Below are 25,728 nucleotides of genomic sequence, written 5' to 3' on the forward strand. Positions count from 1 at the left end.
GTGACCCAGAACGAGAAGCTCGCCGAACTGTCCGCCGCCGGTGTCTCGGTGTGGCTGGACGACCTGTCCCGTGACCTGATCAGTTCCGGCGACCTCGCCGAACTGATCGCGACCAAGTCGGTGGTCGGCGTGACCACCAACCCGTCGATCTTCCAGGCGGCACTGTCGAAGGGCACTGCCTACAACGCGCAGGTCAACGAACTCGCTGCGCGCGGCGCCGATGTCGACGGCACCATCCGCACGGTGACCACCGACGACGTCCGCAACGCCTGTGACGTCCTCGCACCGGTGTACGAGGAGTCCGACGGCGTCGACGGCCGGGTGTCGATCGAGGTCGATCCCCGCCTGGCCCACGACACCGACGGCACGGTCGCCCAGGCGATCGAGCTGTGGAAGATCGTCGACCGCCCCAACCTGCTGATCAAGATCCCGGCCACCAAGGCCGGGCTCCCCGCGATCACCAAGGTGATCGCCGAGGGCATCAGCGTCAACGTGACGCTGATCTTCTCGGTGGAGCGCTACAAGGAGGTCATGGACGCCTACCTCGACGGCCTCGACGCCGCCGCGGAAGCCGGTCACGACCTGTCCAACATCCACTCGGTGGCGTCGTTCTTCGTGTCGCGTGTCGACACCGAGATCGACAAGCGCCTCGACGCCATCGGCACCCCGGAGGCGGTGGAGCTCAAGGGCAAGGCCGCGCTGGCCAACGCCCGCCTGGCCTACTCGGCCTACCAGCAGGTGTTCGAGGTCGAGTCGCGTTTCCCCGACCTGCTCGCCCACGGCGCACGCCCGCAGCGCGCTCTCTGGGCGTCGACCGGTGTGAAGAACCCGGACTACCCCGACACCCTGTACGTCAGCGAGCTCGTCGCGCCCAACACGGTCAACACCATGCCGGGCAAGACGATGGACGCCTTCGCCGACCACGGTTGGGTCAACACCGGCTCGATCATCGGTCTCGCGCAGGAGTCGCAGGAGATCTTCGACAAGATCGCGGCGCTCGGCGTGGACACGGTCGACGTCTTCAAGGTCCTCGAGGAGGAGGGCGTCAGCAAGTTCGAGGACGCGTGGAACGATCTGCTCGACGCGACCGCCGAGCAGTTGTCCGCGGCGAACAAGGGCTGAACCCACGTGGCCGTCGGCGAGGACGCAGTAGGACCCGATTCCTGGACCAATCCGCTCCGTGACCCACAGGACAAGCGGCTCCCCCGCATCGCGGGCCCGTGCAGTCTGGTCATCTTCGGCGTCACCGGAGACCTGGCACGCAAGAAGTTGATGCCTGCGGTCTACGACCTCGCCAACCGCGGCCTGCTCCCCCCGTCGTTCGCTCTCGTCGGGTTCGCCCGGCGCGACTGGACCGACGAGGACTTCGGGGCGGTCGTGCACGACGCCGTGCGGGAACACGCCCGCACGGGCTTCCGCGAGGAAGTGTGGGAGCGCCTCGCCGAGGGCTTCCGCTTCGTGCAGGGCAACTTCGACGACGACGCCGCTTTCGACAAGTTGCGCGACACCCTCAAGTCGCTCGACAACGAACGCGGTACGGACGGCAATCACGCTTTCTACCTGTCGATCCCGCCCGGTGCCTTCCCGACTGTGTGTGAACAGCTCGAGCGCAGCGGGCTGGCGTCACCGACCGGCGACAGCTGGCGCCGGGTCGTCATCGAGAAGCCCTTCGGTCACGACCTCGAGTCGGCCCGTGAGCTCAACGCCATCGTGAACAGCGTCTTCCCGGAGTCGTCGGTGTTCCGCATCGACCACTACCTGGGCAAGGAGACGGTGCAGAACATCCTGGCGCTGCGCTTCGCCAACCAGCTGTTCGATCCGCTGTGGAGTGCGCACTACGTCGACCATGTCCAGATCACCATGGCCGAGGACATCGGTCTCGGCGGCCGGGCCGGCTATTACGACGGCATCGGCGCGGCGCGCGACGTCATCCAGAACCATCTGCTGCAGCTGATGGCGCTGGTGGCGATGGAGGAGCCGATCTCCTTCGAACCCAAGCAGTTACAGGCGGAGAAGGCGAAAGTCCTCGCCGCCACCCGCAACATCGAGCCGCTGTCGGAGAACACGGCTCGAGGCCAGTACACCGCCGGCTGGCAGGGCAGCGAGAAGGTCCGCGGCCTCAAAGAGGAATCGGGTTTCGCGAAGGACTCCACCACCGAGACCTTCGCCGCGATCGCTCTCGAGGTCGATTCCCGACGCTGGGCGGGGGTGCCCTTCTACCTGCGTACCGGCAAGCGCCTCGGTCGGCGCGTCACCGAGATCGCGCTGGTCTTCAAACGGGCACCGCATCTGCCCTTCGACCAGACGATGACCGAGGAACTCAGCCAGAACGTGCTGGTGATCCGCGTCCAGCCCGATGAGGGCATGACGCTCCGGTTCGGCTCCAAGGTTCCCGCGACGAGCATGGAGGTCCGCGATGTGAACATGGACTTCAGCTACGGCACGGCGTTCACCGAGGCGTCTCCGGAGGCCTACGAACGGCTGATCCTCGACGTGCTGCTCGGCGAACCGTCCCTCTTCCCCGTCAACGAGGAAGTCGAATTGTCTTGGCAGATCCTCGATCCGGTGCTCGAACACTGGGCCCAGAACGGTCGGCCGGACGCATATGAGGCGGGAACGTGGGGGCCGGCGTCCGCCGATGAGATGCTCGCGCGCCATGGCCGACAGTGGAGGCGTCCATGATCGTCAACCTGCCCGACACGACGAGCCGGGAAGTCGCCAAGCGACTGGTCAACCTCCACGAGACCGAGGGTTCGGTCAACAACGGCCGTGTGCTGACGCTGGTCGTCTGCGCCGAACACGACGAACCCACCGAAGGCGCCATCGAGGCCGCGATCGCGGCAAGTCGCGAGCATCCCAGCCGCGTCATCGTCGTCTCCCGCGGTGTGCGCCATGCCCGTTCGCGGATGGATGCCGAGATCCGCGTCGGCGGCGACGCCGGCGCGTCGGAGGTCATCGTGCTGTCGCTGGCGGGCGACATGGCCGACCATGCGCACGCGGTGGTGATCCCCTTCCTGCTGCCCGACACCCCGGTGGTCACCTGGTGGCCGAGCATCGGTCCCTCGAAGCCGGCCTCCGATCCGCTCGGGACCCTGGGCCGCCGCCGGATCATGGACGCCAACCGTGACCCGGGCCTGAACACCGTCCTCAAACGGCGTCTGGCCGGGTACTCCCCCGGTGACACCGACATCGCCTGGACCCAGCTCACCCCGTGGCGGGCGATCCTGGCATCGGCACTCGATCGCCCTCCGTTCACCCCGGTCCTCGAGGTCGATGTGACCGGTCCCGATCGCAGCCCGGCCATCGACCTGCTCGCCGGTTGGCTACGGTCGGCGCTGGGTGTGCCGACGCGCAGGTTCACCGGCAGCTTCGAGGTCCGGCTGGTCCGGACCGACGGCGACACCGTGCTGGCCGTCGACGAGGCCAACAACGCGGTCCTGACCGCTCCCGGCAAGCCGGACGGGAAGATCGCGATGACGCCGCGCTCGCTGCCCGTGTGCATCGCCGAGGAATTGCGTCGCCTCGACATCGACGAGGTGTACGCCTCGGCGTTGGCGGGCGTCGCCGACGTGGAGCGGATCTCGCCGGAGCAGGAGGCGCTCCTCCGGGCCGACATGCGGGCCGCGGTCAACCACGCTGCGCAGCAGAGCGATTCAGAAACAGCCGACGGAGAGGAGTGAACGACGTGGCCATCGAGACGCTGGTCTTCGATTCCAAACAGGAACTGGTCGTCACCGCGGCCGCCCGGTTCGTCGACCTGGTGACCCGCGCACAGTCCGAACGCGGAGTCGCGAGCATCGTCCTGACCGGCGGCAGCAACGGGATCGGCATCCTGTCGGCGCTGGCCGCCGACAGCGGCACGATCGACTGGTCGCGAGTCGATCTCTACTGGGGCGATGACCGTTTCGTGCCGGCCGACGACCCGGAACGCAACTCCGGCCAGGCCCGCGAGGCCCTGCTCGACAAGGTGCCGGTGGACCCGTCGCGGGTGTTCCCGATGGCCCCGTCCGACGGTCCGTTCGGCGACGACATAGACGCCGCCGCAGCCGACTACGCGGCGATCCTGGCCGGTCGCTCGGTCGACGGCATCGCCCCCGAGTTCGACCTGCATCTGTTGGGCATGGGCGGCGAAGGTCACATCAACTCCCTCTTCCCGCACACCGCCGCCACCGCGGAGACCGAGAAATCCGTTGTCGCCGTGGAGGACTCGCCCAAGCCGCCGCCGCGTCGGATCACCCTGACGCTGCCCGTGGTCAACCGGTCGCGCAACGTGTGGTTCCTCGTCGCGGGCGCCGACAAGGCCGAGGCCGTCGCCGCCGCCCACAACGGCGCCGATCCGGCGGACTGGCCCTGCGCGGGTGCACACGGCACCGACGAGACCATCTGGTTCCTCGACGAGGACGCCGCCAAGAACCTCTGACCGACGCGGTCCTCAGGCCGTCGCCGGTGCGCCGGCGGAGCCGGTGAGCAGAGCCGGAAGGTACTCCGACGCCATCCCGAATGCGACGCCGACCACGAACGCACCCGCAACGAGCACACTCGGGTGCTGCCAGCTGACCGGATCGTTCACCGCTGACCCGGTCGCAGCTATGGTGCCTGCGGTCGAGGCGAACCCGAGGAAGCCTGCAGGCGTAAAGGACAGCCAGGGGATCCCCGAGATCGCCGCGAGCACACCGGCTCCCCCTATGCAGCACAACGCAACCACCCAGGCTTCGCCGCCCATGGCGTTCGCGACCAGCAGGGTGATCGTGGCGCTGACGACCCCGGCCATACCCATCACGAGCGTGGACCGTGCGCCGGACGGCCCACCCCCGGCGGCGAAGTAGGACGCCCACGCGATGAACACAACCCAGATCGGGACGTCGAGCACGTAGTTCGTGAACAAGACCGACACCGCAGCGAGCAGCCCGATCACCAGAGTTGATGCCACGCGTTGAGGCATATCTCGTTCCTCTCCCCGTCCCCGGCCGATTCTCAATCGCTCGCGACGGCGCCGGGCTTGGATAGCAGGTCGCGGATCCCGGCGTCGATGAACGCGGTGTCGACGTCGTTGGCACCACCTCCCGCGAAGTGCCCCCAGATCCCCGGGATGACCCGCACCTCGCCGTTGGCGATGAACTGCGTCGCCCAATGCTCGTCCTCCGGCGGGAAATAGAGATCCTTCTCCGCCGGCATCGCGAGCAGCGGACATACTATGGCGCGCAACGCCTTTGTGGTGTCCCCGTCGAATCCTGGGGTGTTGCCCACGTCGCCCGCATGCCAGGTCCTCAGCATCGCGATCAGGTTGTTCGGGTCACGGCCGTCACGAAAGAAGTTCTCCCAGAACCCGTAGAGAAAATCGTCGAACGAAGTGAATCCCAGGGCACGCCACTCCTCCTCCCAGTAGAAGGCCTGCGAGTAACCCCATCCCGAGTACACGCGCGCGAAGGCGCGGAGTCCTTTGATCGGCAGTGCTTCTGGCGTGTAATCACCGTCGGCGTAGGCCGCGTCGGCCTTGAGCGCGAACTCGAGCGACTCCAGAAACACCTTGTTGTGCGGAGAAGTGATGCTCGAACCGCAGAACGGAGCCGCACGTTCCACCATCTCGGGATGGCTGACCGCCCACTGGTAGGTCTGCCCGGCACCCATCGACCAGCCGGTGACCAACGCGATCCGTGAGATTCCGAACTTCTCGGTGACCAGCCTGTACTGGGCCTCGACCTGGTCATAGAACGTCACAGCCGGGAATCGAGCCCGGTCATACGGCGGCGGGGTGTTCGACGGCGACGAGGACAGGCCGTTGCCGAGCATGTTCGGCACGATGATGAACCAGTCGTTGGGATTGAGGGCCTTGTCGTCTCCGATCAGCCACTCGTTGTCGGTGTGCCACCCCGAATACCACGTCGGGTAGACGATGACGTTTGACTTGTCGTCGTTGAGCGCACCGTAGGTCTTGTAAGCGAGGCGGGCGCCACGAAGGGTGGCGCCGGATTGCAGGGTGAAATCTCCCAGTTCGAAATACTCGGCGTCCGTTGGTGCCGGCATGGTCGGTCTCCTGTTGGTTGGGTGTGAAACGAATCGGATGATTACGGGATCAACTGCTGACTGCACATTGGCCGCGATCGACGTGTACCGGCCCCTGTGCCGAAGGACGAACGTCGATGTCGAAGATCGCCGTCGGGACGTAGAGGGTGGCGCAGGAGTTCGGCACGTCGACGACGCCGGAGAATCTGGCCTCCACCGGTGCGGCACCGAGCAGGAGGTACACCTGTTCCTTCGTCCAGCCGAACTTGGACAGATACTCGATCGCGTTGAGACAGGCGTTCTGGTACGCCAGCGTCGAGTCGAGATAGTGCTGGTTTCCCTGCTTGTCCACGGAGAATCCGACGAAGGTGAGGAACTCCGAGTAACGCGGCTCGACGATCCCCGGGATGAAGACCGGATTCGTGGTGACCCCGTAGGTCTCCATTCCCCCCTTGATCACCTCGACCCGGAGATCGATGTAGCCGCCCATCTCGATCGCGCCACAGAAGGTGATCTCACCGTCGCCCTGCGAGAAGTGGAGGTCGCCGAGCGAGAGATTCGCACCGTCGACGAAGACCGGGTAGAAGATCCGGCTGCCCTTCGACAGGTTCTTGATGTCCTGATTTCCGCCGTTTTCGCGAGGCGGCGCGGTGCGGGCGGCCTCGCCGGCGATCCGCTCGTGGTCGGCGGGGTCGACACCGCCGAGCACCGCATTGTGCGGTAGCGGCGGCAGGGCGAGCGGTGGTACGCAATCGGGGTCGGTGTCGATCAGCGCCTGTTCGCGCGAGTTCCAGGTCGCCAGCAGGCTCTTGCTCGGTGCGGTGCCCATGAGTCCCGGATGGATCAGCCCGGTGAATTCGACGCCCGGGATATGGCGGCTCGTCGCCTGCTGTCCGGCGAAGTCCCAGACAGCCTTGTAGGCCTGGGGGAAGAAGTCGGTGAGAAACCCGCCGCCGTTCTCGCGAGCGAAGATGCCGGTGTACCCCCATCCCTGTCCGGCAACCGGGCCCTGCTGCTGCGGCACCGGGCCCACGTCGAGGATGTCGACCATCAGCAGATCGCCCGGCTCGGCGCCGTCCACTCCGAAGGGTCCGGACAGCTGATGCACCATCGACAGGTCACAGTCACGGATGTCATCTGCATCATCGGAGTTGAGAATCGTACCGTCGAACCACTCCTTGGACTCGACCCGGAAGGACTGCCCCGATCGAACGGTCGCCACCGGCGGGATCTCGGGGTGCCACCGGTTGTGGCCGACGAGCTCCTGTGCGCGAAAAGGTTTGGCATGGTCGACGGGAAAGATGACGTCAGGCATGTGGATTCCTCCTAGGAGAGTTGGGTAGTCGAGGATCGACCTGTCAGGGCCGTGGCAGCTGCCGCCAGCGCGGATCCTGCATGGGCGCGCGGCGGCCTGCCGCGGTACGCGACCGGTTGACAACAGACGGACTCTCCCCGGAAGACTGCTGCAGGGCAAGTAATTTCGTTGCCAACGGATCGTGTGACAACACCGCCGGCGGCCCGTAGACGCGGGGCGCCTTCCCGCCGCAGGTGCCACAGCGCACCGCAGCCGGAGTCTCCCCCATCGGAAACCGCTGTTCGAAGTCACCGTGGGCGGGGCACCGGTAGTCGTAGACGGTCACTGAACCCTCCATCGGTCTCATTACTCCCATTTGGGAGTAATGAGGAGACTACTCAGCGCCACTACGGTGTCAATGCCAGAACGGCGGTGGATATCGGCATTCGGGAACTGTTAACGCCGGTGCAACAGACCTCGTACCATTCACGAAAGGCGTTACACGGCAGAAACCTCGTGCGGGGTCGAGCGGTGTCAGAGTGACAAAAGAGCGGGTTTCATCCTTGCGACTCGCGAACCGACGACACAGCCGACTCCTCGTACACCCGGGAGATGATCGGTTCGACCTCCCGTAGGAGCAGGGCACCTTGAGCAGAGATCTGAAGAGTCACCCGACGACGGTCATCGGGCGCCGGGCTCCGGTAAACGGCTCCACTTTCGACCAGGGAGTCGATCGCACGAGTCGCCGAGGTCGGCGGGATCACCAGGGCATCGATGAGGTCGGCCATCGACGACCCGGGGTTGGCCTCGACGGCGGCCAGGGCTCGCCACCGGTCAGCCGTCAGTCCGTGTTCGCGAAGCGCTGCGTCGAGACGGGTGGAAACGAACGCAGCCTGACGCAAGAGAGAGAGGGCGGCGAGGACTTCGGTCATGACTGGTCCCCTTTCGCGTTGTCGCCCGCGCCCGACTCCGGCGGCGTGCACAATCTGCAACATACCAACTCGTCGCCGCTTGTTCGCGGGGCCGGTGACCGACGAACTCGGACCGACGCTTCTTGCCGAGTTGCACTCGTCCTCCCTCGAACGGGCCCGGCCGGGATCTTCGGGCCGCAATGTCTGGCCGCCGCCGAACTGGCGGCAACTGAGATCGAGGCGACGGGCGGAATCGGTGGACGTGCAGTCGAATTCGTTCATCTCGACGCTGGGCGGCCACCGGCGCAGGTTGCACGGGACGTGGCGTTGCTCCTGCACGACGGCGCCATCGACGCGATATCCGGATGGCACCTGTCGAACACCCGACAGGCCATCGCCCGTGTGGTGCGTGGCTCGATTCCCTACGTGTACGCCGCCGCATACGAGGGCGGCGAGAACAGTGATGGCGTGGTGTGCAGCGGTGAGGTCCCGATCGACCAGATCCTCGCCTCCTTGCAGTGGTTTCGGCGAGAGCGCGCTCTGCAGCGCTGGTACATCGTCGGCAACGACTACATCTGGCCGCGAGGCACGGCGGCAGCAACACGGAAAGGGTTGGAGGGCAGCGATGTCGGCGTTGTTGCCGAATGCTATCTGCCGCTCGGTACCGAGGACGACTCACAGTGGGATGCGACATGTGCTGCCGTGGCCCGAGCCGAACCGGACGGCGTTCTCTCGCTTCTCGTCGGCTCCGACGCCGTCCGCTTCAACCGCGCGTTCGCGCGGCATCAGCTCGACGCCTGCATCACCCGATTCAGTCCGTTCACCGATGAAACCGTGGTCCTCGCCAGTGGCGCCGAGGCCACCGGCGATCTGTACATCTCCGCGGGATGGTTCGCCGGTCTGGACTCGGCGTCGGCAACGGATTTCACCACCGGATTCGCACGCGCTTTCGACCTGATCCATGGGACCGGTCCCATCGGAGTCGGCGCCGCACCACCGCCGGGAACGATGGCCGAAACCACCTACTCCGGGCTGAAAGTGCTCGCCGGGATGGCCCGCGACGGCATGCCGAGTGTCGATGACGCGCGACGGGTACTCGAGTCATGGGGCTGGGACTCACCGCACGGACCGGTGGATCTACGAGACGGAAGTGCCCGGCACCGAGTTCACCTCGCGGCGGCCGACGGCGTCGGACTCGATGTCATCGCACGTGTGAACTGAGCTCGCCATGGACCCGGACGCCTCGCGGACCGAGGTTCTACGACCGGGTCTGGCGCTCCTGACCACGGACCTCCCGCGATCATCCGGTGGCCGGCTCGCTAGGCTCAGTGCTCGTGACCGAGACCTCGACCTACGCGAACGTGACCCTCGACCCGGCCGCCAACGTCTACTTCGACGGCAAGTGCGTGAGCCACACGTTCCATCTCGCTGACGGCACCCGTAAGTCAGCCGGCGTCATCCTTCCCGCGGCCCTGAACTTCGGCACCGGCGCACCCGAGATCATGGAACTGCACACCGGATCCTGCCGAGTTCGTCTCGCAGGCAGCGATGACTGGACCTCCTACGGCGCGGGCTCCTCGTTCTCGGTGCCCGGCGACTCCTCGTTCGACATCGAGGTCACGGACGCCGTCAGCTACGTCTGCCACTACGGCTGAGGAATCATCCCGGGCTACGCAGTGTTGCACGCCACATGCGCGGCAATGCACTGTGGGTGCTCGCCCACCCCGATCAGTCCTCCCTGAGCAGCCACCTGCGGAACGTCGGTGTCGCGGCGCTACGCGAAGCAGGCTGGCGCGTCGACGAATCCGACCTCTACCGGATGAGATGGGACCCGCTCCTCGTCGCCGACGACAGATCGGCCGATGTCCGCGCCGAGCAGCGGAAACTCGCCGATGCCGATCTGGTGATCCTGCAGTTCCCTCTGTGGTGGTACGGAATGCCTGCCATCCTCAAGGGCTGGTTCGACCGGGTCTTCGAGAGCGGTTTCGCCTACGACGTCCCCGACCCCGAGACCGGACGCTTCCTCAAATACGGCCGGGGCGGACTCACCGGGAAACGGGCGCTCGTGGTCGTCACCGCCGGTGACCGGCGCGCGAGCCTCGGGCCCCGTGGGATCAGCGGCCACATCGACGATGTGCTGTGGCCGATACTGCACGGAACCCTCTGGTACACCGGCATGCTGCCACTGCGACCGCACCTCGTCACCGAAGCCGACGACGTGGACCGGTCGACGGTCTGCGCCGTGGAGCGCGCGCTGACGGAACGTCTCGAACACGCCACCGAGGAAGACCCGATCTCATACCTGCCGATGGCGGACGAGTTCTACGACCACTCGATCCGTCTGCACGAGCACATCTCCCCGGGCGTCGAAGGCAATGCTGCGCACCAGCAGCGCAGCACTGCGGTCTAGCCCGAGTTGCGCAGCGCCGTCGCGAGACCGTTCATCGTCAGCTGGATACCGCGACGCACCAGCGGGGTGTCCTCCCCCGCACGGAACCGGCGCAGCAGCTCCACCTGGAGGAGGTTGAGCGGCTCGAGGTACGGGAAGCGGTTGTAGACAGAGCGTTTCAGGGCCGCGTTGTCGTGCAGTAGGTCGTCGGTGCCGGTGATCTTGGCGCACATGGCGATCGTGCGCTCGTGTTCGTCGACGATCATGCCGAACACCTTGTCGCGTAGTTCCTCGTCGGGAACCAGCTGTGCGTAGCGTTCGGCGAGACCCATGTCGGACTTCGCCAGCACCTGCGCCATGTTCGACATGACGGTGCGGAAGAACGGCCACTTCTCGTAGTAGCGCTGCAATGCCTCGAGACGGCTGGGATCGTCGCCGACCCACTCCTCGAACGCGGATCCGGTGCCGTACCAGCCCGGCAACATCACTCGTGACTGCGTCCACGACAGCACCCACGGGATCGCGCGGAGATCCGAGATCTTCTCGGTCTGCTTGCGCGACGCCGGGCGGCTGCCGATGTTGAGAGCGCCGATCTCCGACAGCGGGGTCGACGTGGTGAAGTACTCGACGAATCCCGGTGTCTCGTGCACGAGGCGGCTGTACGCCGCGCGCGCCTTGGCGGCGATGTCGTCCATGATCTCGTAGGCCGACTCCGATTCGTCGCCGAGACCCTCGACGTCGAGCAGCGACGACTCGATGGTCGCGGCCAGCAGCGTCTCCAGGTTGCGGCGCGCGGTCACCGGTTCGGCGTACTTGGCGGCGATGATCTCGCCCTGTTCGGTGATGCGCAGCGATCCCTGCACCGCGCCCGGCGGTTGCGCGAGGATGGCGTCGTAGCTGGGTCCGCCGCCGCGGCCGACGGTGCCACCGCGACCGTGAAAGAGCCGCAACCGGATTCCCGACTTCGTCGCCGCCTCCACAAGGTCGAGTTCGGCGCGGTACAGCGCCCAGTTGGCGGCCATGTAGCCGCCGTCCTTGTTGGAGTCGGAGTAGCCGAGCATGATCTCCTGCATGCCGTTCTGGGACTCCACGAGCGCCCGGTAGAACGGCACGTCGAGAACGGCGAGCAGCGTGGTGGCGCCCTGCTGCAGATCCTCGATCGTCTCGAACAGCGGCACGACCCGCACAGTCGATCGCGGCGTGTTCTCCCCCGCGGCACCGGGATCGTAGAGACCGGCCTCCTTCAGCAGGATCAGGGCCTCGAGCATGTCACTCACCGAGGTGCACATGCTGATGATGTAGTTGGGCACTGCTTCCGGACCGAACGTCGCGACCGCCTTCGCCGCCGCCCGCACGATCCCGAGTTCCTTGGTCGCCAGCTCGCTCAGCTCCGCGTCGGGACTGGTGAGGGGCCGGCGCCGCTGCAGCTCGGCGGACAGGATCTCGACCCGCTCGTCCTCCCCCAGCGAGGCGTAGTCGGCGTGGACGCCCGCCCAGGCCAGGAGTTCGGCGACGACCTCCTCGTGCATGTCGGAGTTCTGCCGCATGTCGAGACCGGACAGATGGAAACCGAACGTACGCACCGACTCCCGAAGTGACAGGAGGCGATCGTCGGCGATGGTGGCGTCGTTGTTGACCCGCAGCGCGGCGTCGATGACGTCCAGGTCGGCGAGCAGTTCCGATGCGTCGTCATAGGGTGGCTTGCCGTCGACGAGGAAGAGGTCGCTCGAGGAGAGGAAATCGTCATCGAACATCCCCCGCGCCGTCGCCGCGAGACGGGATCGGATGTGCCGCAACGCGAGCCGAAACGGTTCGTCGACGCCCGGGTCGTCGGCATCGGCACCGGCGAGTTCCAGCAGCGGCTCGGTGCCGGTGATCAGTCGCGCCGACATGCTCAGTTCCTGCGCGAGGTTCTCGAGTTCGGCGAGATGGTGCCCGACCGCGGTCGCGGCGGCCAGCGTGGTGGCCAGGGTGACGACCTCGGCGGTCACGAACGGGTTGCCGTCCCGGTCGCCGCCGATCCAGGACCCCATGCGGATCATCGGCTCGTCGGCGAGACCCGCCTCCGGGTACGCCGACCGCAGTGCGGCACGCACCGAGGTGTTGATCGCCGGCACCACGTCGAAGAACGAGGCATCGTAATAGCGCAGACCGGAACGGATCTCGTCCTGGATGGTGAGCCGTTCGAGGCGGATGAGCGCGGTCTGCCACAGCGTGAGGATCTGGCGTCGGATCGCCTCGGTGACCTCCGCATCCTCGTCGGGGGTCAGTTCGGTGCGGCCCCGGAAGCGCATCAGCTCGGTGATGCGGTTCTGCGCCTCGAACACCGTGCGACGACGCGTCTCGGTCGGGTGGGCGGTGATGACCGGAACGACGTTGGCGTCGGCGAGCGCCTTGCCGACCTCCTCGTCGCCGAGTCCGGCGTCGGCGAGCTGACGGTAGGTCGCGGCGAGGCTGGACTTCTGCGGCGGGTCACCGGCCCGCACATGGATGGCACGGCGACGTTCGCGGTGGATGTCCTCGGCCAGGTTGGCCAGCAGCGCGAAATGACTGAAGGCGCGGATGACGGGCACCGCGGTCGCCACGTCGAGATCGACGAACATGTCCGCGAGTTCGCTGCGATCGATCTCGTTGCGACGCACGCCGAATGCTGCCACCCGAGCAGATTCGACGAGATCGAAGACCTCGGTGCCGGAATGCTCGGCGACGACCTCGCCGAGGATGCCGCCGAGCAGACGGATGTCCTCGCGTAACGGTTCGGTGAGTGCACGCCCCTCGTCGTCGACGACGATGTGGTCGACGATCGAGATGGACGGACGCGATGCCGGGGCTCCCTGTGCGGGGGCGGTTTCACTCATGCCCTCAAGTATCCCGAGATCAGGGGTATCCGGCATCCCGGGGAAAGCGACGGGCGACGCGTTTGACGCGTCGCCCGAGGTCGAGAGCAGAAATCAGCTCAGGAAAGTTTGATGTCGACGCCCACGCCGACGATGAAGATCACCCAGATGAGGCCGACGAAGATGGTCAGCCGGTCGAGGTTGCGTTCGACGACGCTCGAACCCGACAGGCTGGACTGGACACCGCCGCCGAACAGGGACGACAGACCGCCACCCTTGCCGCGGTGCAGCAGGACGAGCACGATCAGCAGCACGCTGGTCACGATCAATCCGATGTCGAGTGCACCTTGCACAGTCACGAGTCGAAACGCCCTTCCGTAAACACCTGGAGAAACAGCTGTGGCAGGTGGTGCCGACGCAAATCGACACCAACCTGCCACAGTGTACGCGTGGGTGTGACCCGTCAGGGCAAGGGGCCACCCGCGGCGATCGCCGACAGCGTCGCGAACTCGTCGGACTTCAGCGACGCGCCGCCGACGAGAGCTCCGTCGACGTCGGTCTGGCCGACGATGTCGCCGACGTTCTTGGCATTGACCGAACCGCCGTAGAGGATGCGGACCGAAGCCGCGGTCTCCGCGTCGGCGATCTCCGCGAGGGTCTCGCGGATCGCCTTGCAGACCTCCTGGGCGTCGGCGGCACTGGCCACGCGACCGGTGCCGATGGCCCAGACCGGCTCGTAGGCGATGACGGTCTTGGCGATCTCATCGGCCGAGAGGCCCGCCAGCGAACCCTTGAGCTGCGTCACGTTGTACGCGACGTGCTCGCCGGCCTCGCGGATCTCGAGACCCTCGCCGATGCAGACGATCGGGGTGAGCTCGTGCCGCAGCGCGGCCTTAGTCTTGGCCAGCACGATCTCGTCGGTCTCGCCGTGCAGGGTGCGACGCTCCGAGTGCCCGACGACGACGAAGGTGCAGCCGAGCTTCGCGAGGAAGGCACCGCTGATCTCGCCAGTGTAGGCGCCCGAGTCGTGCTGCGACAGGTCCTGCGCACCGTAGGTGAGCAGGAGCTTGTCCCCGTCGACGACGGTTTGCACGCTGCGGATGTCGGTGAACGGCGGGATGACCGTCACGTCGACCTTGTCGAAGTACTTCGCCGGCAGGGCGAAGGCGATCTTCTGAACCAGCGCGATGGCCTCGAGGTGGTTCAGGTTCATCTTCCAGTTGCCCGCGATGAGCGGTTTACGAGTTGCCATGGCTCAGCTCTCCAGCACGTTCAGTCCGGGGAGTTCCTTGCCCTCGAGGTACTCCAGCGATGCGCCACCTCCGGTGGAGATGTGCGAGAAGTCCGAGTCGGGCAGGCCCAGGGTCCGCACCGCGGCGGCCGAGTCGCCGCCACCGACCACGGTGAACGCACCGTTGCCGGTCGCCCCGGCGATGGCCTCGGCGACACCGCGGGTGCCGGCCGAGAACTTCTCGAACTCGAAGACGCCTGATGGACCGTTCCAGAAGATCGTCTTGGCGCCCGAGAGGACCGCGGCGAATCGTTTCACCGACTCCGGTCCGATGTCGAGGCCCATCCAGCCGTCCGGAATGGCGTCGGCGGCGACGGTCTTCGCCTCCGCGTCGGCGGCGAACTTGTCGGCCACCACGACGTCGACCGGCAGGTGGATGACGTCGCCGAAGCGCTCGAGCAGGCTCTTGCAGACCTCGATCTGGTCTTCCTGCAGCAGCGAGGTGCCCACCGAATGGCCCTGTGCGGCCAGGAAGGTGAAGGCCATGCCGCCGCCGATGACGAGCGTGTCGACCTTGGGAGCCAACGCCTCGATGACCCCGAGCTTGTCGGAGACCTTCGAACCACCGAGGACGACCGCGTACGGGCGGGTCACCTCCTCGGTGAGCTTCGACAGGACATCGACCTCGGCCGCCACCAGCTCTCCCGCGTAGTGCGGGAGGAGCTTGGCGACGTCGTAGACCGATGCCTGCTTGCGGTGGACCACTCCGAAGCCGTCCGACACGAACGCGCCGTCGTCGCCGACGAGTTCGACGAGCGCCTTGGCGAGCTTCTCGCGCTCGGCGTCGTCCTTGGAGGTCTCCCGCGGATCGAAGCGGATGTTCTCCAGGAGCAGGACGTCACCGTCGGTGAGACCCTCGGCGCGGGCGAGCGCGTCGGTGCCGACGACGTCACCGGCGAGCTGCACGTTGCGGCCGAGCTCCTCGCCGAGACGCGCCGCGACGGGCGCGAGCGAGAACTTCGGATCCGGCTCGCCCTTCGGCCGACCCAGGTGCGCGGTGATGATCACCTTGGCACCGGCGTCGATGAGCGCGTTGAGGGTGGGCAGGGAGGCGAGGATGCGGCCCGGATCGGTGATCGTCGACCCGTCGAGCGGGACGTTGAAATCCGAACGGACCAGCACTCCGCGACCCGAAACACCCTCTTCCAGAAGGTTCTTCAGAGTGGGAACACCCATGAGGCGTTGACTCCTCTTTCGTTGTACGACGAGTGGACTAGAGAGACTTGCTGACGAGTCCGATGAGGTCGACGAGGCGGTTCGAGTAGCCCCACTCGTTGTCGTACCAGGACACGACCTTGGCCTGATCGTCGATGACCTTGGTCAGGCCGGCGTCGAACAGCGAGCTGTGCGGGTCGGTGACGATGTCGGAGGAGACGATCGGGGCGTCGTAGTACTTGAGGATGCCCTTGAGCGGACCCTCGGCAGCGGCCTTGAGCGCGGCGTTGATCTCCTCGGCGGTGGCCTGCTTGGCCAGCTGCGCGGTGAGGTCGGTGACCGAGCCGGTGGGGATCGGCACACGCAGGGCGTAGCCGTCGAGCTTGCCCTTCAGCTCCGGGAGGACCAGGCCGATGGCCTTGGCGGCACCGGTCGAGGTCGGCACGATGTTCAGGGCGGCGGCGCGGGCGCGACGCAGGTCCTTGTGCGGGCCGTCCTGCAGGTTCTGATCCTGGGTGTAGGCGTGGATCGTGGTCATGAGGCCCTTGACGATGCCGAACTCGTCGTTGAGGACCTTGGCCAGCGGGCCGAGGCAGTTCGTGGTGCACGAGGCGTTCGAGATGATGTTCTGGCTGCCGTCGTACTTGTCGTCGTTGACGCCCATGACGATGGTGATGTCCTCATCCGACGCGGGGGCCGAGATGATGACCTTCTTGGCGCCGGCGTCCAGGTGACCCTGGGCCTTGGCGCGTGCGGTGAAGATGCCGGTCGACTCGACGACGACGTCGACACCCAGATCGCCCCACGGGATCGAGGCGGGGCCTTCCTTGACCTCGAGCGCCTTGATCTTCTTGTCGCCCACCACGATGGTGTCGTCGCCTTCGAGGCTGACCTCTTCGGGCAGACGGCCGAGGATCGAGTCGAACTTCAGCAGGTGCGCGAGAGTCGCGTTGTCGGTGAGGTCGTTGACCGCGACGATCTCGATGTCAGTGGTGCCCAAAGCCTTTTGCGCTTCGACGGCACGGAAGAAGTTGCGGCCGATCCGGCCGAATCCGTTGACGCCTACCCGAACAGTCACAGTTGTGCTCCTTAGCGGTATTCATGGTCAGGCCTGTGGGTCAAGCCCTGCTGGCCGCGCCGTGAGCGGTCACCGATGGCACACAGGGGCGACCCCGGTCCGCACACGTCGACTTCAGCCTAGTAGGCCGGGTTCCGTCCGGCACACCGCAGGTCCGCCTGTTGGCTTCCTCGCAGCGATCAGGCCTCGTCGAGCAGCTCTGAGGTGACCGCCGACTCGGTGTCCGGGATGCCGTCCTGGCGAGCTTTCTTGTCGGCCATCGACAGCAGACGACGGATGCGTCCGGCGACGGCGTCCTTGGTCATCGGCGGGTCGGCGAGCTGGCCGAGCTCCTCCAGGGAGGCCTGCCGATGGGTGATGCGCAGCTGCCCGGCCGCGACGAGATGGTCGGGGACCTCGTCACCGAGGATCTCCAGGGCGCGTTCGACGCGGGCCGCCGCGGCGACTGCCGCACGAGCCGAGCGTCGCAGGTTGGCGTCATCGAAGTTGGCGAGGCGGTTCGCGGTCGCGCGCACCTCGCGGCGCATGCGGCGTTCCTCCCACACCAGGCGGGTGTCGTGGGCGCCCATCCGGGTGAGCAGGGCGCCGATGGCCTCGCCGTCGCGGATGACGACGCGGTCGGCGCCGCGGACCTCGCGGGCCTTGGCGGTCACGCCGAGGCGACGGGCCGCTCCGACGAGCGCGAGGGCGGCCTCCGGGCCGGGACAGCTGACCTCCAGGGCCGACGAACGTCCGGGTTCGGTCAGCGATCCGTGGGCGAGAAACGCACCGCGCCAGGCGGCTTCGGCGTCGGCAACACTTCCGCCGACGACCTGGGCGGGGAGTCCGCGCACCGGACGACCGCGCAGGTCGAGCAGGCCGGTCTGCCGGGCGAGGCCCTCGCCGTCCTTGGTGATGCGCACGATGTAGCGGGCCGACTTACGCAGTCCGCCGCCGCGCAGGACGTGGACGTCGGAGCCGTAGCCGAACAGGTCGTGGATCTCGCGTCGTAGGCGCCGCGCGACATTGCCCATGTCGACCTCGGCCTCGACCACGACGCGGCCGGCCACGATGTGCAAGCCGCCGGCGAATCGCAGCAGGGCCGACACCTCGGCTCTCCGGCAACTCACCTGGGTCACCGTCAGGCGACTCAGCTCGTCTTTCACCGCCGCCGTCATCGCCACCGGTCCCTGTCCTCCTGTCAACAGCCCACACGTCCCTGAAGAAAACGCCGAATCATCGCCTGTGTCAGGCGTCCGCCCGGTCAGCGTAACGGTTCGATTCACCTTCGCACAGTTCGTTCACCACGGCGGCGACTTTCGCCGGGTCATGGACCCGGCGACCGGGTACGGCGACATCGCCGACGTTCAGCTCGGCGCCGAAGAGCCCTGCCGCACGCACTAGATGCTCGCGTTCCCGTCCGGCCGGTACCGACGACGCGTCGACCAGGACGTTGTCGACACGGAAGGTATCGGCGTGCGCGTGCAGGACGTGCAGATGCCGCTCCACCGAGAACCCCGGGGTCTCCCCCGGTTCGGGTGCGAGATTGACCACCAGCACCTTGCGGGCGGCGGTGCGCTGTAAGGCCTTGAGCTGTTCGGGCACCAGCACGTGCGGGATCACGCTGGAGAACCAGGAGCCGGGACCGAGCATCACGAGATCGGCGGATTCGATTGCCTCGACGGCACTCTCGCAGGCGGGCGGATCCTCGGGGATCAATCGCACGCGGCGTACCTTGCCGGGCGTCGTGGCCACCGCGACCTGTCCGCGGATCTCCCGGCTGATGCGGGGATCCGCCTCGAGTCCCGACACGTCGGCCTCGATGTCGAGCGGGACGGTCGACATGGGCAGCACCTGCCCGACGATCCCGAACATCGACCGGAGCTCCTGCAGCGCGGCCACCGTGTCGCCGAGGACCTCGGTGAGGCCGGCGAGCATCAGATTGCCGATGGGGTGTCCGGCGAGGGCCCCGCGACCGCCGAAGCGGTGCTGCAGGACCTCGGCCCACAGTTCGTGGCGCCGACGGGTGTCGGGATCGCCCGCGGTCTGGAAGTCCTCGAGCGCCTTGGGCGCAGACATCAACGCGGCCAACGCCATTCGGAGGTCTCCCGGCGGGATGAGCCCGAGTTCGGCACGCAGCCGGCCCGACGATCCGCCGTCGTCGGCGACCGTCACCACCGCGGTGATGTCGGTGCTGAGGTAGCGCATCGCGGTCAGCGTCGCGTACAGGCCGTGGCCGCCACCGAGGGCGACGATCTTCTGGGTCATTCGCGCCCCAGATCGCGGTGCATCACGCGCACATCGTAGGAGGCCACACCGGAGTCGTCGACGGTCTTGCGGAGCCGTCGGGCGAGTTCCTCGGAGATGGCGACGCTGCGGTGTTTGCCACCGGTGCAGCCGACGCTGATCGTCATGTAGCGCTTGCCTTCTCGTAGGTAGCCGCGACCGACGATGGACACCAGGCCGGTGTAGAGGTCGAGGAAGTCACCGGCGTCGGGCTGGCCGAGGACATAGTCGCGGACCGGCGCCTCCTGCCCGTTGTGGTCGCGCAGTTCGTCGATCCAGTGGGGGTTGGGCAGGAACCGCACGTCGGCGACGAGATCGGAGTCGATGGGCAGTCCGTACTTGAAGCCGAAGGACTGCACCGCGATGCTCAGCCGCGGTTCGGCGTCGCCCGGGGACACGCCCTCCACCACGGAGCGGAGCTTGGCCGCGGTGAGCGCCGAGGTTTCCACGACGAGGTCGGCGACGTTCTTGATGGGCGCCAGGATCGCGCGCTCCCGGGCGATGCCCTCGATGAGGGTTTCCTTGCCCTGCAGGGGGTGTCGGCGACGCACCTGTTCGAAGCGACGGACCAGCGCCTCCTCGCTCGCGTCGAGGTACAGCAGCCGGGTACGAATCCCGGACTCCTCGAGGCTGTCCCGCAACTGTTCGAGTTCGTGGGCGAGGTTGGGGTGGGAGGCGCGCAACACCATCGCGAGCCGGGTGATCGTCGGGTCGCTCTCCCGCACCATCCCGACCATCGTCGAGATCAGCGACGGCGGAACGTTGTCCGCGACGTACCAGCCGTCGTCTTCGAGAACGTTGGCCGCCGTGGAGCGGCCCGCACCTGACATGCCGGTGACGAACAGGACGGTGAGTCCGTCCGGCACCTCGCCGTTCCGGACCCCACCGGTCAGCTGCTCGTCGTGTTCGGCCTCGGCCTGCTCACTCATCGACACCTCGTCCCGCGTCACCGGTCACCACCGTCATCTCTGCCTCGTTCACCGCGTCGGACACCACCGTCTCCACCGGCACCACCTCGGATTCCACCACCTCGGACTCGGGCACCGTCTCGACGACGGTGTCACCGCCGAGCGCGCTCTGCACCGCACGGGCGGTGGTCAGTCCGATCCCCGGAACCTGGGCGATCTCCTCCAAGGATGCCTCACGCAGACGCGCAACCGACCCGAAGTGGGTCACCAGCGCGGTGCGTCGTGTCTTCCCGAGACCCGGGATGCCGTCGAGCGCCGAGGCGGTCATCCGCTTGCTGCGCTTGCTGCGGTGGAAGGTGATGGCGAACCGGTGTGCCTCGTCGCGCACACGTTGCAGCAGGAACAGTGCCTGGCTGCTGCGCGGCAGGATCATCGGGTCGTCCTCGCCGGGCACCCACACCTCCTCGAGGCGTTTGGCGAGTCCGATGACCGCGACGTCGGTGACGCCGAGTTCGTCGAGGACTGCCGCGGCCGCATGCACCTGCGGTGCGCCACCGTCGACGACGAACAGGTTGGGCGGGTACGCGAATTTCCGTGGCTGCGCCGGGGTCTCGGGCACGGCGTCGACCTCGCCCGACTCGGGTGGCGGCGCGTCGCGGTCGGCACGGTGCCGGAGGAAGCGACGGCGGGTGACCTCGGCGATCGACGCGACGTCGTCGGAATGGCCGTCGCCGGCGGCATGACGGATCGCGTAGTGCCGGTAGTCGGACTTGCGCGGCAGGCCGTCCTCGAAGACGACGAGAGAGGCGACGACGTCGGTGCCCTGCACGTGCGAGATGTCGACGCACTCGATGCGCAGCGGCGCCTGGTCGAGCATCAGGTTCTCCTGCAGCTCGGTGAGGGCGGCCGAGCGGGTCGTGAGATCACCGGCGCGTCGGAGTTTGTGCTGGGTGAGTGCTTCACCCGCGTTGCGGGCGACGGTCTCGAACAGCGCCTTCTTGTCGCCCCGCTGCGGTACGCGCAGTTTGACCCTGCTCCCCCGCAGCCCGCACAGCCACTCCTCGAGTTCTGCTGCGTTGGCGGGCAATTCGGGGACCAGGACCTCACGCGGAACGGACTCGCCGTGTGCGCGGTTCTGACCGACGTCGACGGTGGCGTCGAAATCGACCTGCGCACCGTAGAACTGGGTGATGAACTCGCCGATCACGTCACCGTCGGTGCCGTTGTCGCTGCGTTCGACGACCCAGCCGCGCTGACCGCGGACGCGTCCGTCGCGCACATGGAAGACCTGGACCGACACCTCGAGTTCGTCGCCGGCGATCGCGACGACGTCGGCGGTGGTGCCGTCACCGAGGACCACGGCCTGCTTCTCCATGGCGCGCCGGAGGGCGCCGATGTCGTCGCGTAGACGGGCCGCCCGTTCGAAGTCGAGATCCTCGGCCGCTGCGGTCATGTCGCGTTCGAGCTTGCGGATCAGCAGGTCGGTGCGGCCGGCCAGGAAGTCGCAGAAGTCCTCGACGATCTCACGGTGCTCCTCGGCGTCGACGCGGCCGATGCAGGGGGCGGAGCACTTGTCGATGTAGCCGAGCAGGCACGGGCGGTCGATCTGGCGGTGCCGTTTGAACACGCCCGCCGAGCAGGTGCGCGCCGGGAACACCCGCGTCAGCAGGTCGACGGTCTCGCGGATCGCCCACGCATGCGCGTACGGACCGAAGTAACGCACGCCGCGGCGGCGGGGGCCGCGGTAGACGAACAGCCGCGGGTACTCCTCGTTCAGGGTCACGGCGAGCATCGGATAGCTCTTGTCGTCGCGGTAGCGGACGTTGAACCGCGGATCGAACTCCTTGATCCAGTTGTATTCGAGCTGGAGCGCCTCGACCTCGGTGCCCACGACGGTCCACTCGACCGACGCGGCCGTCGTCACCATCTGGCGGGTGCGCGGGTGCAGCGAGGCGATGTCGGCGAAGTACGAGGTCAGGCGCGACCGGAGGTTCTTGGCCTTGCCCACGTAGATGACACGACCGTGCTCGTCACGGAACTTGTACACCCCGGGATCGGTCGGGATGGTTCCGTGAGCAGGACGGTAGGTAGTCGGGTCGGCCACGTGTTCCAGGCTAGTTGGCGGGTCGGACGGTCCCGCGATAGCGCTCTTCGAGCTCGCGGAACCGGGCCATCGCCTCGACGGCCCGCGGGCCGTCGTTCGCCTGCACGGCCAGCACGGTGATGTGTTCGTCGGACGGGAACAGCAGCCAGGCGCCGTACCCCTTCTCGGGGTAGGTCAGTCCGAGCACCTGGTCCCAGCCGAACAGCCGGACCGGTACGAGGTTGCGCACCTCGACGCCCTCGGCCCCGACGCGCAGCCGCGGACGGGTCAACAGGAGGATGGCGCCGGAGATGAGGACGCCGATCAGGATGATCGCGACCTGGTCGGAGCCGCCGAGGTTGCGGACCCCGACGTCCTCGACCGTCAGCAGCAGCCCGAAGATGATGTGGATGGCCATCACGATCACGGCCGCGATGATCGCCCAGCGGGGCAACTTACGCGGCCGATAGACCAGGTCCCATCGCGGGGAGGTCACGCCGATGCTCCTCCGACCGCATTCGGCAGGGCCTCACCGCGTGCCAGTGCACGCAGGGTCAGTGCCGACGCCAGTGCGGCGACGGTCGCCTGGGCGCCCTTGTCCTCGGTCGAACCGGGCAGGCCTGCGCGGGCGATGGCCTGCTCCTCGGTGAGCGTGGTCAGCACGCCGTTGCCGACCGGGGTCGACTCGTCGAGCGAGACGCGGGTCAGACCCGCGGTCACCGCGTCGCACACGTACTCGAAATGCGGTGTTTCGCCCTTGATCACGACGCCGAGCGCGACGACGGCGTCGTGGGTGCGGGCCAGCGCCTGCACGATGACCGGCAACTCGATCGCGCCCGCCACCTGCACGATGGTCGGCTCGGTGACACCGTTCTCGTTGGCCGCGCGGACCGCGCCGTCGAGCAGTGCGCCGCAGATCTTCTCGTGCCACTGCGACGACACGATCGCGAGCCGGAGTTTGCCGGCGTCGGCGAGTTCGAGGGTCGGTTCTCCGTGGCCGCTCATGCAGGGGCTCCTTCAGATGCGTCGTCACCGGTGTGCGCAAGGTCGTCGAGGCCCACGAGGTCGTGTCCCATCCGGTCGCGCTTGGTGCGAAGGTAGCGCAGGTTCTCGGCGTTGGCGCGCACCGGCATCGGCACACGGTCGACGATCTGCAGGCCGTAGCCGTCGAGGCCGACGCGCTTGGCCGGGTTGTTGGTCAGCAGACGCATCGACGACACACCGAGATCGACGAGGATCTGGGCGCCGAGACCGTAGTCGCGGGAATCGGCGGGCAGACCGAGTTCCAGGTTGGCGTCGACGGTGTCGGCGCCGGCGTCCTGCAGCTGGTAGGCCTGCAGCTTGTGCAGCAGGCCGATGCCGCGGCCCTCGTGGCCACGCATGTACAGGATGATGCCGCGGCCTTCCTCGGCCACCATCTCCATCGCGGCGTCGAGCTGCGGACCGCAGTCGCAGCGCAACGAACCGAAGACGTCGCCGGTCAGGCACTCCGAGTGCACGCGGACGAGGACGTCGTGTCCGTCGTCGCTGGAGATGTCGCCCTTGACCAGGGCGACGTGCTCGACGTCGTCGTAGACGCTGGAGTAGCCGACGGCGCGGAAGTCTCCGTGACGGGTGGGGATCCGGGCATCGGCGACGCGCACGACGTGCTTCTCGTGACGACGACGCCATGCGATGAGGTCGGCGATCGAGATCATGGCGAGGTCGTGCTCGTCGGCGAAGACGCGCAGCTCGTCGGAGCGGGCCATCGAGCCCACGTCCTTCTGGCTGACGATCTCGCAGATGACACCGGCCGGGGCGAGGTCGGCGAGGCGGGCCAGGTCGACGGCGGCCTCGGTGTGGCCGGGACGACGCAGCACGCCGCCCTCCTTGGCGCGTAGCGGGACCACGTGGCCGGGACGGGTGAAGTCGCCGGCGGTGGCCTCCGGGTCGGCGAGCAGACGCATGGTGGTGGCACGGTCCGAGGCGCTGATACCGGTGCCGATGCCCTCACGGGCGTCGACGGTCACGGTGTAGGCGGTGCCGTGCTTGTCCTGGTTCATCGAGTACATCGGGGGCAGACCGAGACGGTCGCAGGCGTCGCCGTCGAGCGGTACGCACAGGTAGCCCGAGGTGTAGCGGACCATGAAGGCGACGAGCTCCGGGGTGGCCTTCTCGGCCGCGAAGATCAGGTCGCCCTCGTTCTCCCGGTCCTCGTCGTCGACCACGACGACCGCCTTGCCGGCGGCGATGTCGGCGATGGCCCGTTCGATCGAGTCGAGCTGGACTCGTTCTTCGGTGGTCGCGTCTTCACCATCACGCGGCGATTCGCTCATCAGAACCTCACTCGTTGTGCTCATTTCGGCCGCTGTGCTCATTTCGTCTCTTCAAGCGCAGGGACAGCTTGGGTATTTCCGAGGTGCAGACGTTCGACGTACTTGGCGATCACGTCGACCTCGAGGTTGACCACGGTGTCGGGCTTGGTGGCACCGAGGTTGGTCTCGTTGAGGGTGGTGGGGATCAGGGAGATCTCGAACCACGAGTCGTCGCCCGATCCGCCGACGGACGAGACGGTCAGCGACACACCGTCGACGGTGATCGAGCCCTTCTCCACGAGGTAGCGGGTGAGCTTCTCCGGCACGCCGATCCGCACGACGGTCCAGTTCTCCGAGGGGCTCACGGACAGGACGCGACCGGTTCCGTCGACGTGGCCTTGCACGATGTGGCCGCCGAAACGCCCGTTGGCGGGCATGGCGCGTTCGAGGTTGACGGTGCTGCCCGCGGCGAGGTCGGACAGGGAGCTACGACGAAGCGTCTCGCCCATCACGTCGACGGTGAACTCGCCCGGTCGGAGGTCGACGACGGTCAGGCACACGCCGTTGACCGCGATGGAGTCGCCGTGGCCGGCATCGGCGGTGACGATGGGTCCCCGCACGGTGAAGCGGGCTGCATCAGAGAGATCCTCGCGGTCGGCGATGACGCCGAGTTCCTCCACGATTCCGGTGAACACGCACTCCTCCTGCTCGCTCGGAGCAGACAGGGCGGCACTGTGTCGCCTGTTCTCTCGCATCCGGACTATGACCGTCGGCTTCGGAATCTCACCGAATCTGCTGTCCCTGTCTTCCGACAGGCGCTCGCGGGCTGGAAGGTGCATATCCATAGCACCCTCATCACCGCCGGTGGGGAATCTCACCCCGCCCCGAGAACTGGTGATATCGACGCTAGCACGATGCACGAACGGAGTCGCATTGGAATTTCGCTGAGCGAAACAGTCCGGCCCTGGCGTGTCGCGCATCTCGCCCTGCTCAGACCTGCGCCGATGGTCGCACAGCGCGGGCGAGTGTGACCAACACGTCATTCCCGAGCGTCGTGACCTCTCGGGTCTCGTACCGTCTGGCGTCGCCCAGAGTGGTGACTCCCGGGATCTCGACGGAACTGCGTCCCGCGCCCAGGACCATCGGCGCAACGTAGGCGTGCACCTCGTCGACGAGGTCGGCGGCGAAGAAGGCGCCGAGGATGTGCGGGCCGCCCTCCA

General features: G+C 67.2%; 26 protein-coding genes and 1 riboswitch. Of the genes, 7 read left to right on the top strand and 19 right to left on the bottom strand.

Features of this window, described 5'->3' with window-relative positions; translation table 11 throughout:
- The 4 genes from tal to pgl are packed head-to-tail and all read left to right on the top strand — an operon-like array spanning position 1 to position 4,420.
- Positions 1 to 1,122: a transaldolase gene (tal, locus tag OK17_RS16920; protein WP_006866293.1), complete on the top strand. Its 1,122-nt coding sequence runs from the start codon at positions 1 to 3 to the stop codon at positions 1,120 to 1,122.
- A 6-nt stretch (positions 1,123 to 1,128) separates the two neighbouring features.
- Positions 1,129 to 2,682 (top strand): glucose-6-phosphate dehydrogenase, encoded by a 1,554-nt coding sequence (gene zwf, locus OK17_RS16925; RefSeq protein WP_232719322.1) that lies wholly within the window; start codon positions 1,129 to 1,131, stop codon positions 2,680 to 2,682.
- Positions 2,679 to 3,680 carry a glucose-6-phosphate dehydrogenase assembly protein OpcA gene (locus OK17_RS16930; RefSeq protein WP_232719323.1) on the top strand — a complete coding sequence of 334 codons (1,002 nt, stop codon included), beginning with the start codon at positions 2,679 to 2,681 and terminating at the stop codon, positions 3,678 to 3,680. The genes zwf and OK17_RS16930 overlap by 4 nt, the downstream gene beginning before the upstream one ends.
- Positions 3,681 to 3,685: 5 nt before the next feature.
- Complete coding sequence (gene pgl / locus OK17_RS16935) at positions 3,686 to 4,420, top strand: 6-phosphogluconolactonase (RefSeq protein WP_232719324.1); 735 nt, start codon at positions 3,686 to 3,688, stop codon at positions 4,418 to 4,420.
- A gap of 12 nt (positions 4,421 to 4,432) precedes the next feature.
- Here the strand turns inward: pgl and OK17_RS16940 are convergent, their stop codons facing one another.
- The 5 genes from OK17_RS16940 to OK17_RS16960 form a co-directional block, all read right to left on the bottom strand.
- Positions 4,433 to 4,930: a DUF1097 domain-containing protein gene (locus tag OK17_RS16940; protein WP_232719325.1), complete on the bottom strand. Its 498-nt coding sequence runs from the start codon at positions 4,928 to 4,930 to the stop codon at positions 4,433 to 4,435.
- A gap of 44 nt (positions 4,931 to 4,974) precedes the next feature.
- Positions 4,975 to 6,024 carry an alpha/beta fold hydrolase gene (locus OK17_RS16945; protein ID WP_232719326.1) on the bottom strand — a complete coding sequence of 350 codons (1,050 nt, stop codon included), beginning with the start codon at positions 6,022 to 6,024 and terminating at the stop codon, positions 4,975 to 4,977.
- 49 nt (positions 6,025 to 6,073) lie between these two features.
- Positions 6,074 to 7,318 (bottom strand): formamidase, encoded by a 1,245-nt coding sequence (gene fmdA / locus OK17_RS16950; RefSeq protein WP_232719327.1) that lies wholly within the window; start codon positions 7,316 to 7,318, stop codon positions 6,074 to 6,076.
- 43 nt (positions 7,319 to 7,361) lie between these two features.
- Positions 7,362 to 7,673 carry a zinc ribbon domain-containing protein gene (locus OK17_RS16955; RefSeq protein WP_406567082.1) on the bottom strand — a complete coding sequence of 104 codons (312 nt, stop codon included), beginning with the start codon at positions 7,671 to 7,673 and terminating at the stop codon, positions 7,362 to 7,364.
- Between the two features lie 181 nt (positions 7,674 to 7,854).
- On the bottom strand, positions 7,855 to 8,229 hold the full coding sequence (locus OK17_RS16960) for a MarR family winged helix-turn-helix transcriptional regulator (RefSeq protein WP_232719328.1): 375 nt from the start codon (positions 8,227 to 8,229) through the stop codon (positions 7,855 to 7,857).
- A 45-nt stretch (positions 8,230 to 8,274) separates the two neighbouring features.
- Here OK17_RS16960 and OK17_RS16965 point away from each other — a divergent pair, with 45 nt between their 5' ends.
- From OK17_RS16965 to OK17_RS16975, 3 genes are all read left to right on the top strand, one after another.
- Entirely contained in the window at positions 8,275 to 9,429 is a 1,155-nt protein-coding gene (locus tag OK17_RS16965) for a substrate-binding domain-containing protein (RefSeq protein ID WP_308196042.1), read from the top strand.
- 107 nt (positions 9,430 to 9,536) lie between these two features.
- On the top strand, positions 9,537 to 9,863 hold the full coding sequence (gene ppnP, locus OK17_RS16970; RefSeq protein ID WP_232719329.1) for a pyrimidine/purine nucleoside phosphorylase: 327 nt from the start codon (positions 9,537 to 9,539) through the stop codon (positions 9,861 to 9,863).
- Positions 9,864 to 9,898: 35 nt separating this feature from the next.
- A complete protein-coding gene (locus OK17_RS16975) occupies positions 9,899 to 10,618 on the top strand; it encodes an NAD(P)H-dependent oxidoreductase (RefSeq protein WP_461418142.1) in 720 nt (239 codons plus the stop codon).
- On the opposite strand, the gene ppc is transcribed toward OK17_RS16975, so the two are convergent.
- From ppc to OK17_RS17045, 14 genes are all read right to left on the bottom strand, one after another.
- On the bottom strand, positions 10,615 to 13,455 hold the full coding sequence (gene ppc / locus OK17_RS16980; protein ID WP_232719331.1) for a phosphoenolpyruvate carboxylase: 2,841 nt from the start codon (positions 13,453 to 13,455) through the stop codon (positions 10,615 to 10,617). The genes OK17_RS16975 and ppc overlap by 4 nt on opposite strands.
- A gap of 98 nt (positions 13,456 to 13,553) precedes the next feature.
- Positions 13,554 to 13,787 (bottom strand): preprotein translocase subunit SecG, encoded by a 234-nt coding sequence (gene secG, locus OK17_RS16985; RefSeq protein ID WP_006357231.1) that lies wholly within the window; start codon positions 13,785 to 13,787, stop codon positions 13,554 to 13,556.
- 110 nt (positions 13,788 to 13,897) lie between these two features.
- A complete protein-coding gene (tpiA, locus tag OK17_RS16990) occupies positions 13,898 to 14,686 on the bottom strand; it encodes a triose-phosphate isomerase (protein ID WP_232719332.1) in 789 nt (262 codons plus the stop codon).
- A gap of 3 nt (positions 14,687 to 14,689) precedes the next feature.
- Complete coding sequence (locus tag OK17_RS16995) at positions 14,690 to 15,901, bottom strand: phosphoglycerate kinase (protein WP_232719333.1); 1,212 nt, start codon at positions 15,899 to 15,901, stop codon at positions 14,690 to 14,692.
- A 37-nt stretch (positions 15,902 to 15,938) separates the two neighbouring features.
- The gene (gap, locus tag OK17_RS17000) at positions 15,939 to 16,958 is read right to left on the bottom strand and encodes a type I glyceraldehyde-3-phosphate dehydrogenase (protein WP_006866307.1); all 1,020 of its coding nucleotides are present in this window, start codon (positions 16,956 to 16,958) and stop codon (positions 15,939 to 15,941) included.
- Positions 16,959 to 17,137: 179 nt separating this feature from the next.
- A complete protein-coding gene (gene whiA / locus OK17_RS17005) occupies positions 17,138 to 18,115 on the bottom strand; it encodes a DNA-binding protein WhiA (protein ID WP_174310871.1) in 978 nt (325 codons plus the stop codon).
- A gap of 70 nt (positions 18,116 to 18,185) precedes the next feature.
- Complete coding sequence (locus OK17_RS17010) at positions 18,186 to 19,205, bottom strand: gluconeogenesis factor YvcK family protein (RefSeq protein ID WP_006866308.1); 1,020 nt, start codon at positions 19,203 to 19,205, stop codon at positions 18,186 to 18,188.
- Positions 19,202 to 20,152: an RNase adapter RapZ gene (gene rapZ / locus OK17_RS17015; RefSeq protein WP_232719334.1), complete on the bottom strand. Its 951-nt coding sequence runs from the start codon at positions 20,150 to 20,152 to the stop codon at positions 19,202 to 19,204. The genes OK17_RS17010 and rapZ overlap by 4 nt, the downstream gene beginning before the upstream one ends.
- Positions 20,145 to 22,235, bottom strand: coding sequence for an excinuclease ABC subunit UvrC (gene uvrC, locus OK17_RS17020; protein ID WP_461418143.1), 2,091 nt, complete (start codon positions 22,233 to 22,235; stop codon positions 20,145 to 20,147). The genes rapZ and uvrC overlap by 8 nt, the downstream gene beginning before the upstream one ends.
- Before the next feature lie 10 nt (positions 22,236 to 22,245).
- Entirely contained in the window at positions 22,246 to 22,710 is a 465-nt protein-coding gene (locus OK17_RS17025; protein WP_232719336.1) for a PH domain-containing protein, read from the bottom strand.
- Positions 22,707 to 23,219, bottom strand: a complete 513-nt coding sequence (ribH, locus tag OK17_RS17030) for a 6,7-dimethyl-8-ribityllumazine synthase (RefSeq protein WP_006866312.1) — start codon at positions 23,217 to 23,219, stop codon at positions 22,707 to 22,709. Before ribH ends, OK17_RS17025 begins: the two co-directional genes overlap by 4 nt.
- Positions 23,216 to 24,529: a bifunctional 3,4-dihydroxy-2-butanone-4-phosphate synthase/GTP cyclohydrolase II gene (locus OK17_RS17035; protein ID WP_461418144.1), complete on the bottom strand. Its 1,314-nt coding sequence runs from the start codon at positions 24,527 to 24,529 to the stop codon at positions 23,216 to 23,218. The genes ribH and OK17_RS17035 overlap by 4 nt, the downstream gene beginning before the upstream one ends.
- A 38-nt stretch (positions 24,530 to 24,567) precedes the next feature.
- Complete coding sequence (locus OK17_RS17040) at positions 24,568 to 25,203, bottom strand: riboflavin synthase (RefSeq protein WP_461418145.1); 636 nt, start codon at positions 25,201 to 25,203, stop codon at positions 24,568 to 24,570.
- A gap of 44 nt (positions 25,204 to 25,247) precedes the next feature.
- Positions 25,248 to 25,404: riboswitch (FMN riboswitch) on the bottom strand.
- Between the two features lie 94 nt (positions 25,405 to 25,498).
- On the bottom strand, positions 25,499 to 25,728 hold a 230-nt coding region (locus OK17_RS17045; RefSeq protein ID WP_461418146.1), incomplete at its 5' end, for a RibD family protein.

The organism is Gordonia sp. GN26 (genome assembly GCF_054823965.1).

Excerpts from the sequence above, each read along its gene's own strand:
- OK17_RS16930 (WP_232719323.1), top strand. The coding sequence starts at position 2,679 with ATGATCGTCAACCTGCCCGACACGACGAGCCGGGAAGTCGCCAAGCGA.
- OK17_RS16945 (WP_232719326.1), bottom strand. The coding sequence starts at position 6,024 with ATGCCGGCACCAACGGACGCCGAGTATTTCGAACTGGGAGATTTCACC.
- fmdA (WP_232719327.1), bottom strand. The coding sequence starts at position 7,318 with ATGCCTGACGTCATCTTTCCCGTCGACCATGCCAAACCTTTTCGCGCA.
- OK17_RS16955 (WP_406567082.1), bottom strand. The coding sequence starts at position 7,673 with ATGGGAGTAATGAGACCGATGGAGGGTTCAGTGACCGTCTACGACTAC.
- OK17_RS16960 (WP_232719328.1), bottom strand. The coding sequence starts at position 8,229 with ATGACCGAAGTCCTCGCCGCCCTCTCTCTCTTGCGTCAGGCTGCGTTC.
- OK17_RS16975 (WP_461418142.1), top strand. The coding sequence starts at position 9,899 with ATGCGCGGCAATGCACTGTGGGTGCTCGCCCACCCCGATCAGTCCTCC.
- ppc (WP_232719331.1), bottom strand. The coding sequence starts at position 13,455 with ATGAGTGAAACCGCCCCCGCACAGGGAGCCCCGGCATCGCGTCCGTCC.
- tpiA (WP_232719332.1), bottom strand. The coding sequence starts at position 14,686 with ATGGCAACTCGTAAACCGCTCATCGCGGGCAACTGGAAGATGAACCTG.
- OK17_RS16995 (WP_232719333.1), bottom strand. The coding sequence starts at position 15,901 with ATGGGTGTTCCCACTCTGAAGAACCTTCTGGAAGAGGGTGTTTCGGGT.
- whiA (WP_174310871.1), bottom strand. The coding sequence starts at position 18,115 with ATGACGGCGGCGGTGAAAGACGAGCTGAGTCGCCTGACGGTGACCCAG.
- OK17_RS17010 (WP_006866308.1), bottom strand. The coding sequence starts at position 19,205 with ATGACCCAGAAGATCGTCGCCCTCGGTGGCGGCCACGGCCTGTACGCG.
- rapZ (WP_232719334.1), bottom strand. The coding sequence starts at position 20,152 with ATGAGTGAGCAGGCCGAGGCCGAACACGACGAGCAGCTGACCGGTGGG.
- ribH (WP_006866312.1), bottom strand. The coding sequence starts at position 23,219 with ATGAGCGGCCACGGAGAACCGACCCTCGAACTCGCCGACGCCGGCAAA.
- OK17_RS17035 (WP_461418144.1), bottom strand. The coding sequence starts at position 24,529 with ATGAGCGAATCGCCGCGTGATGGTGAAGACGCGACCACCGAAGAACGA.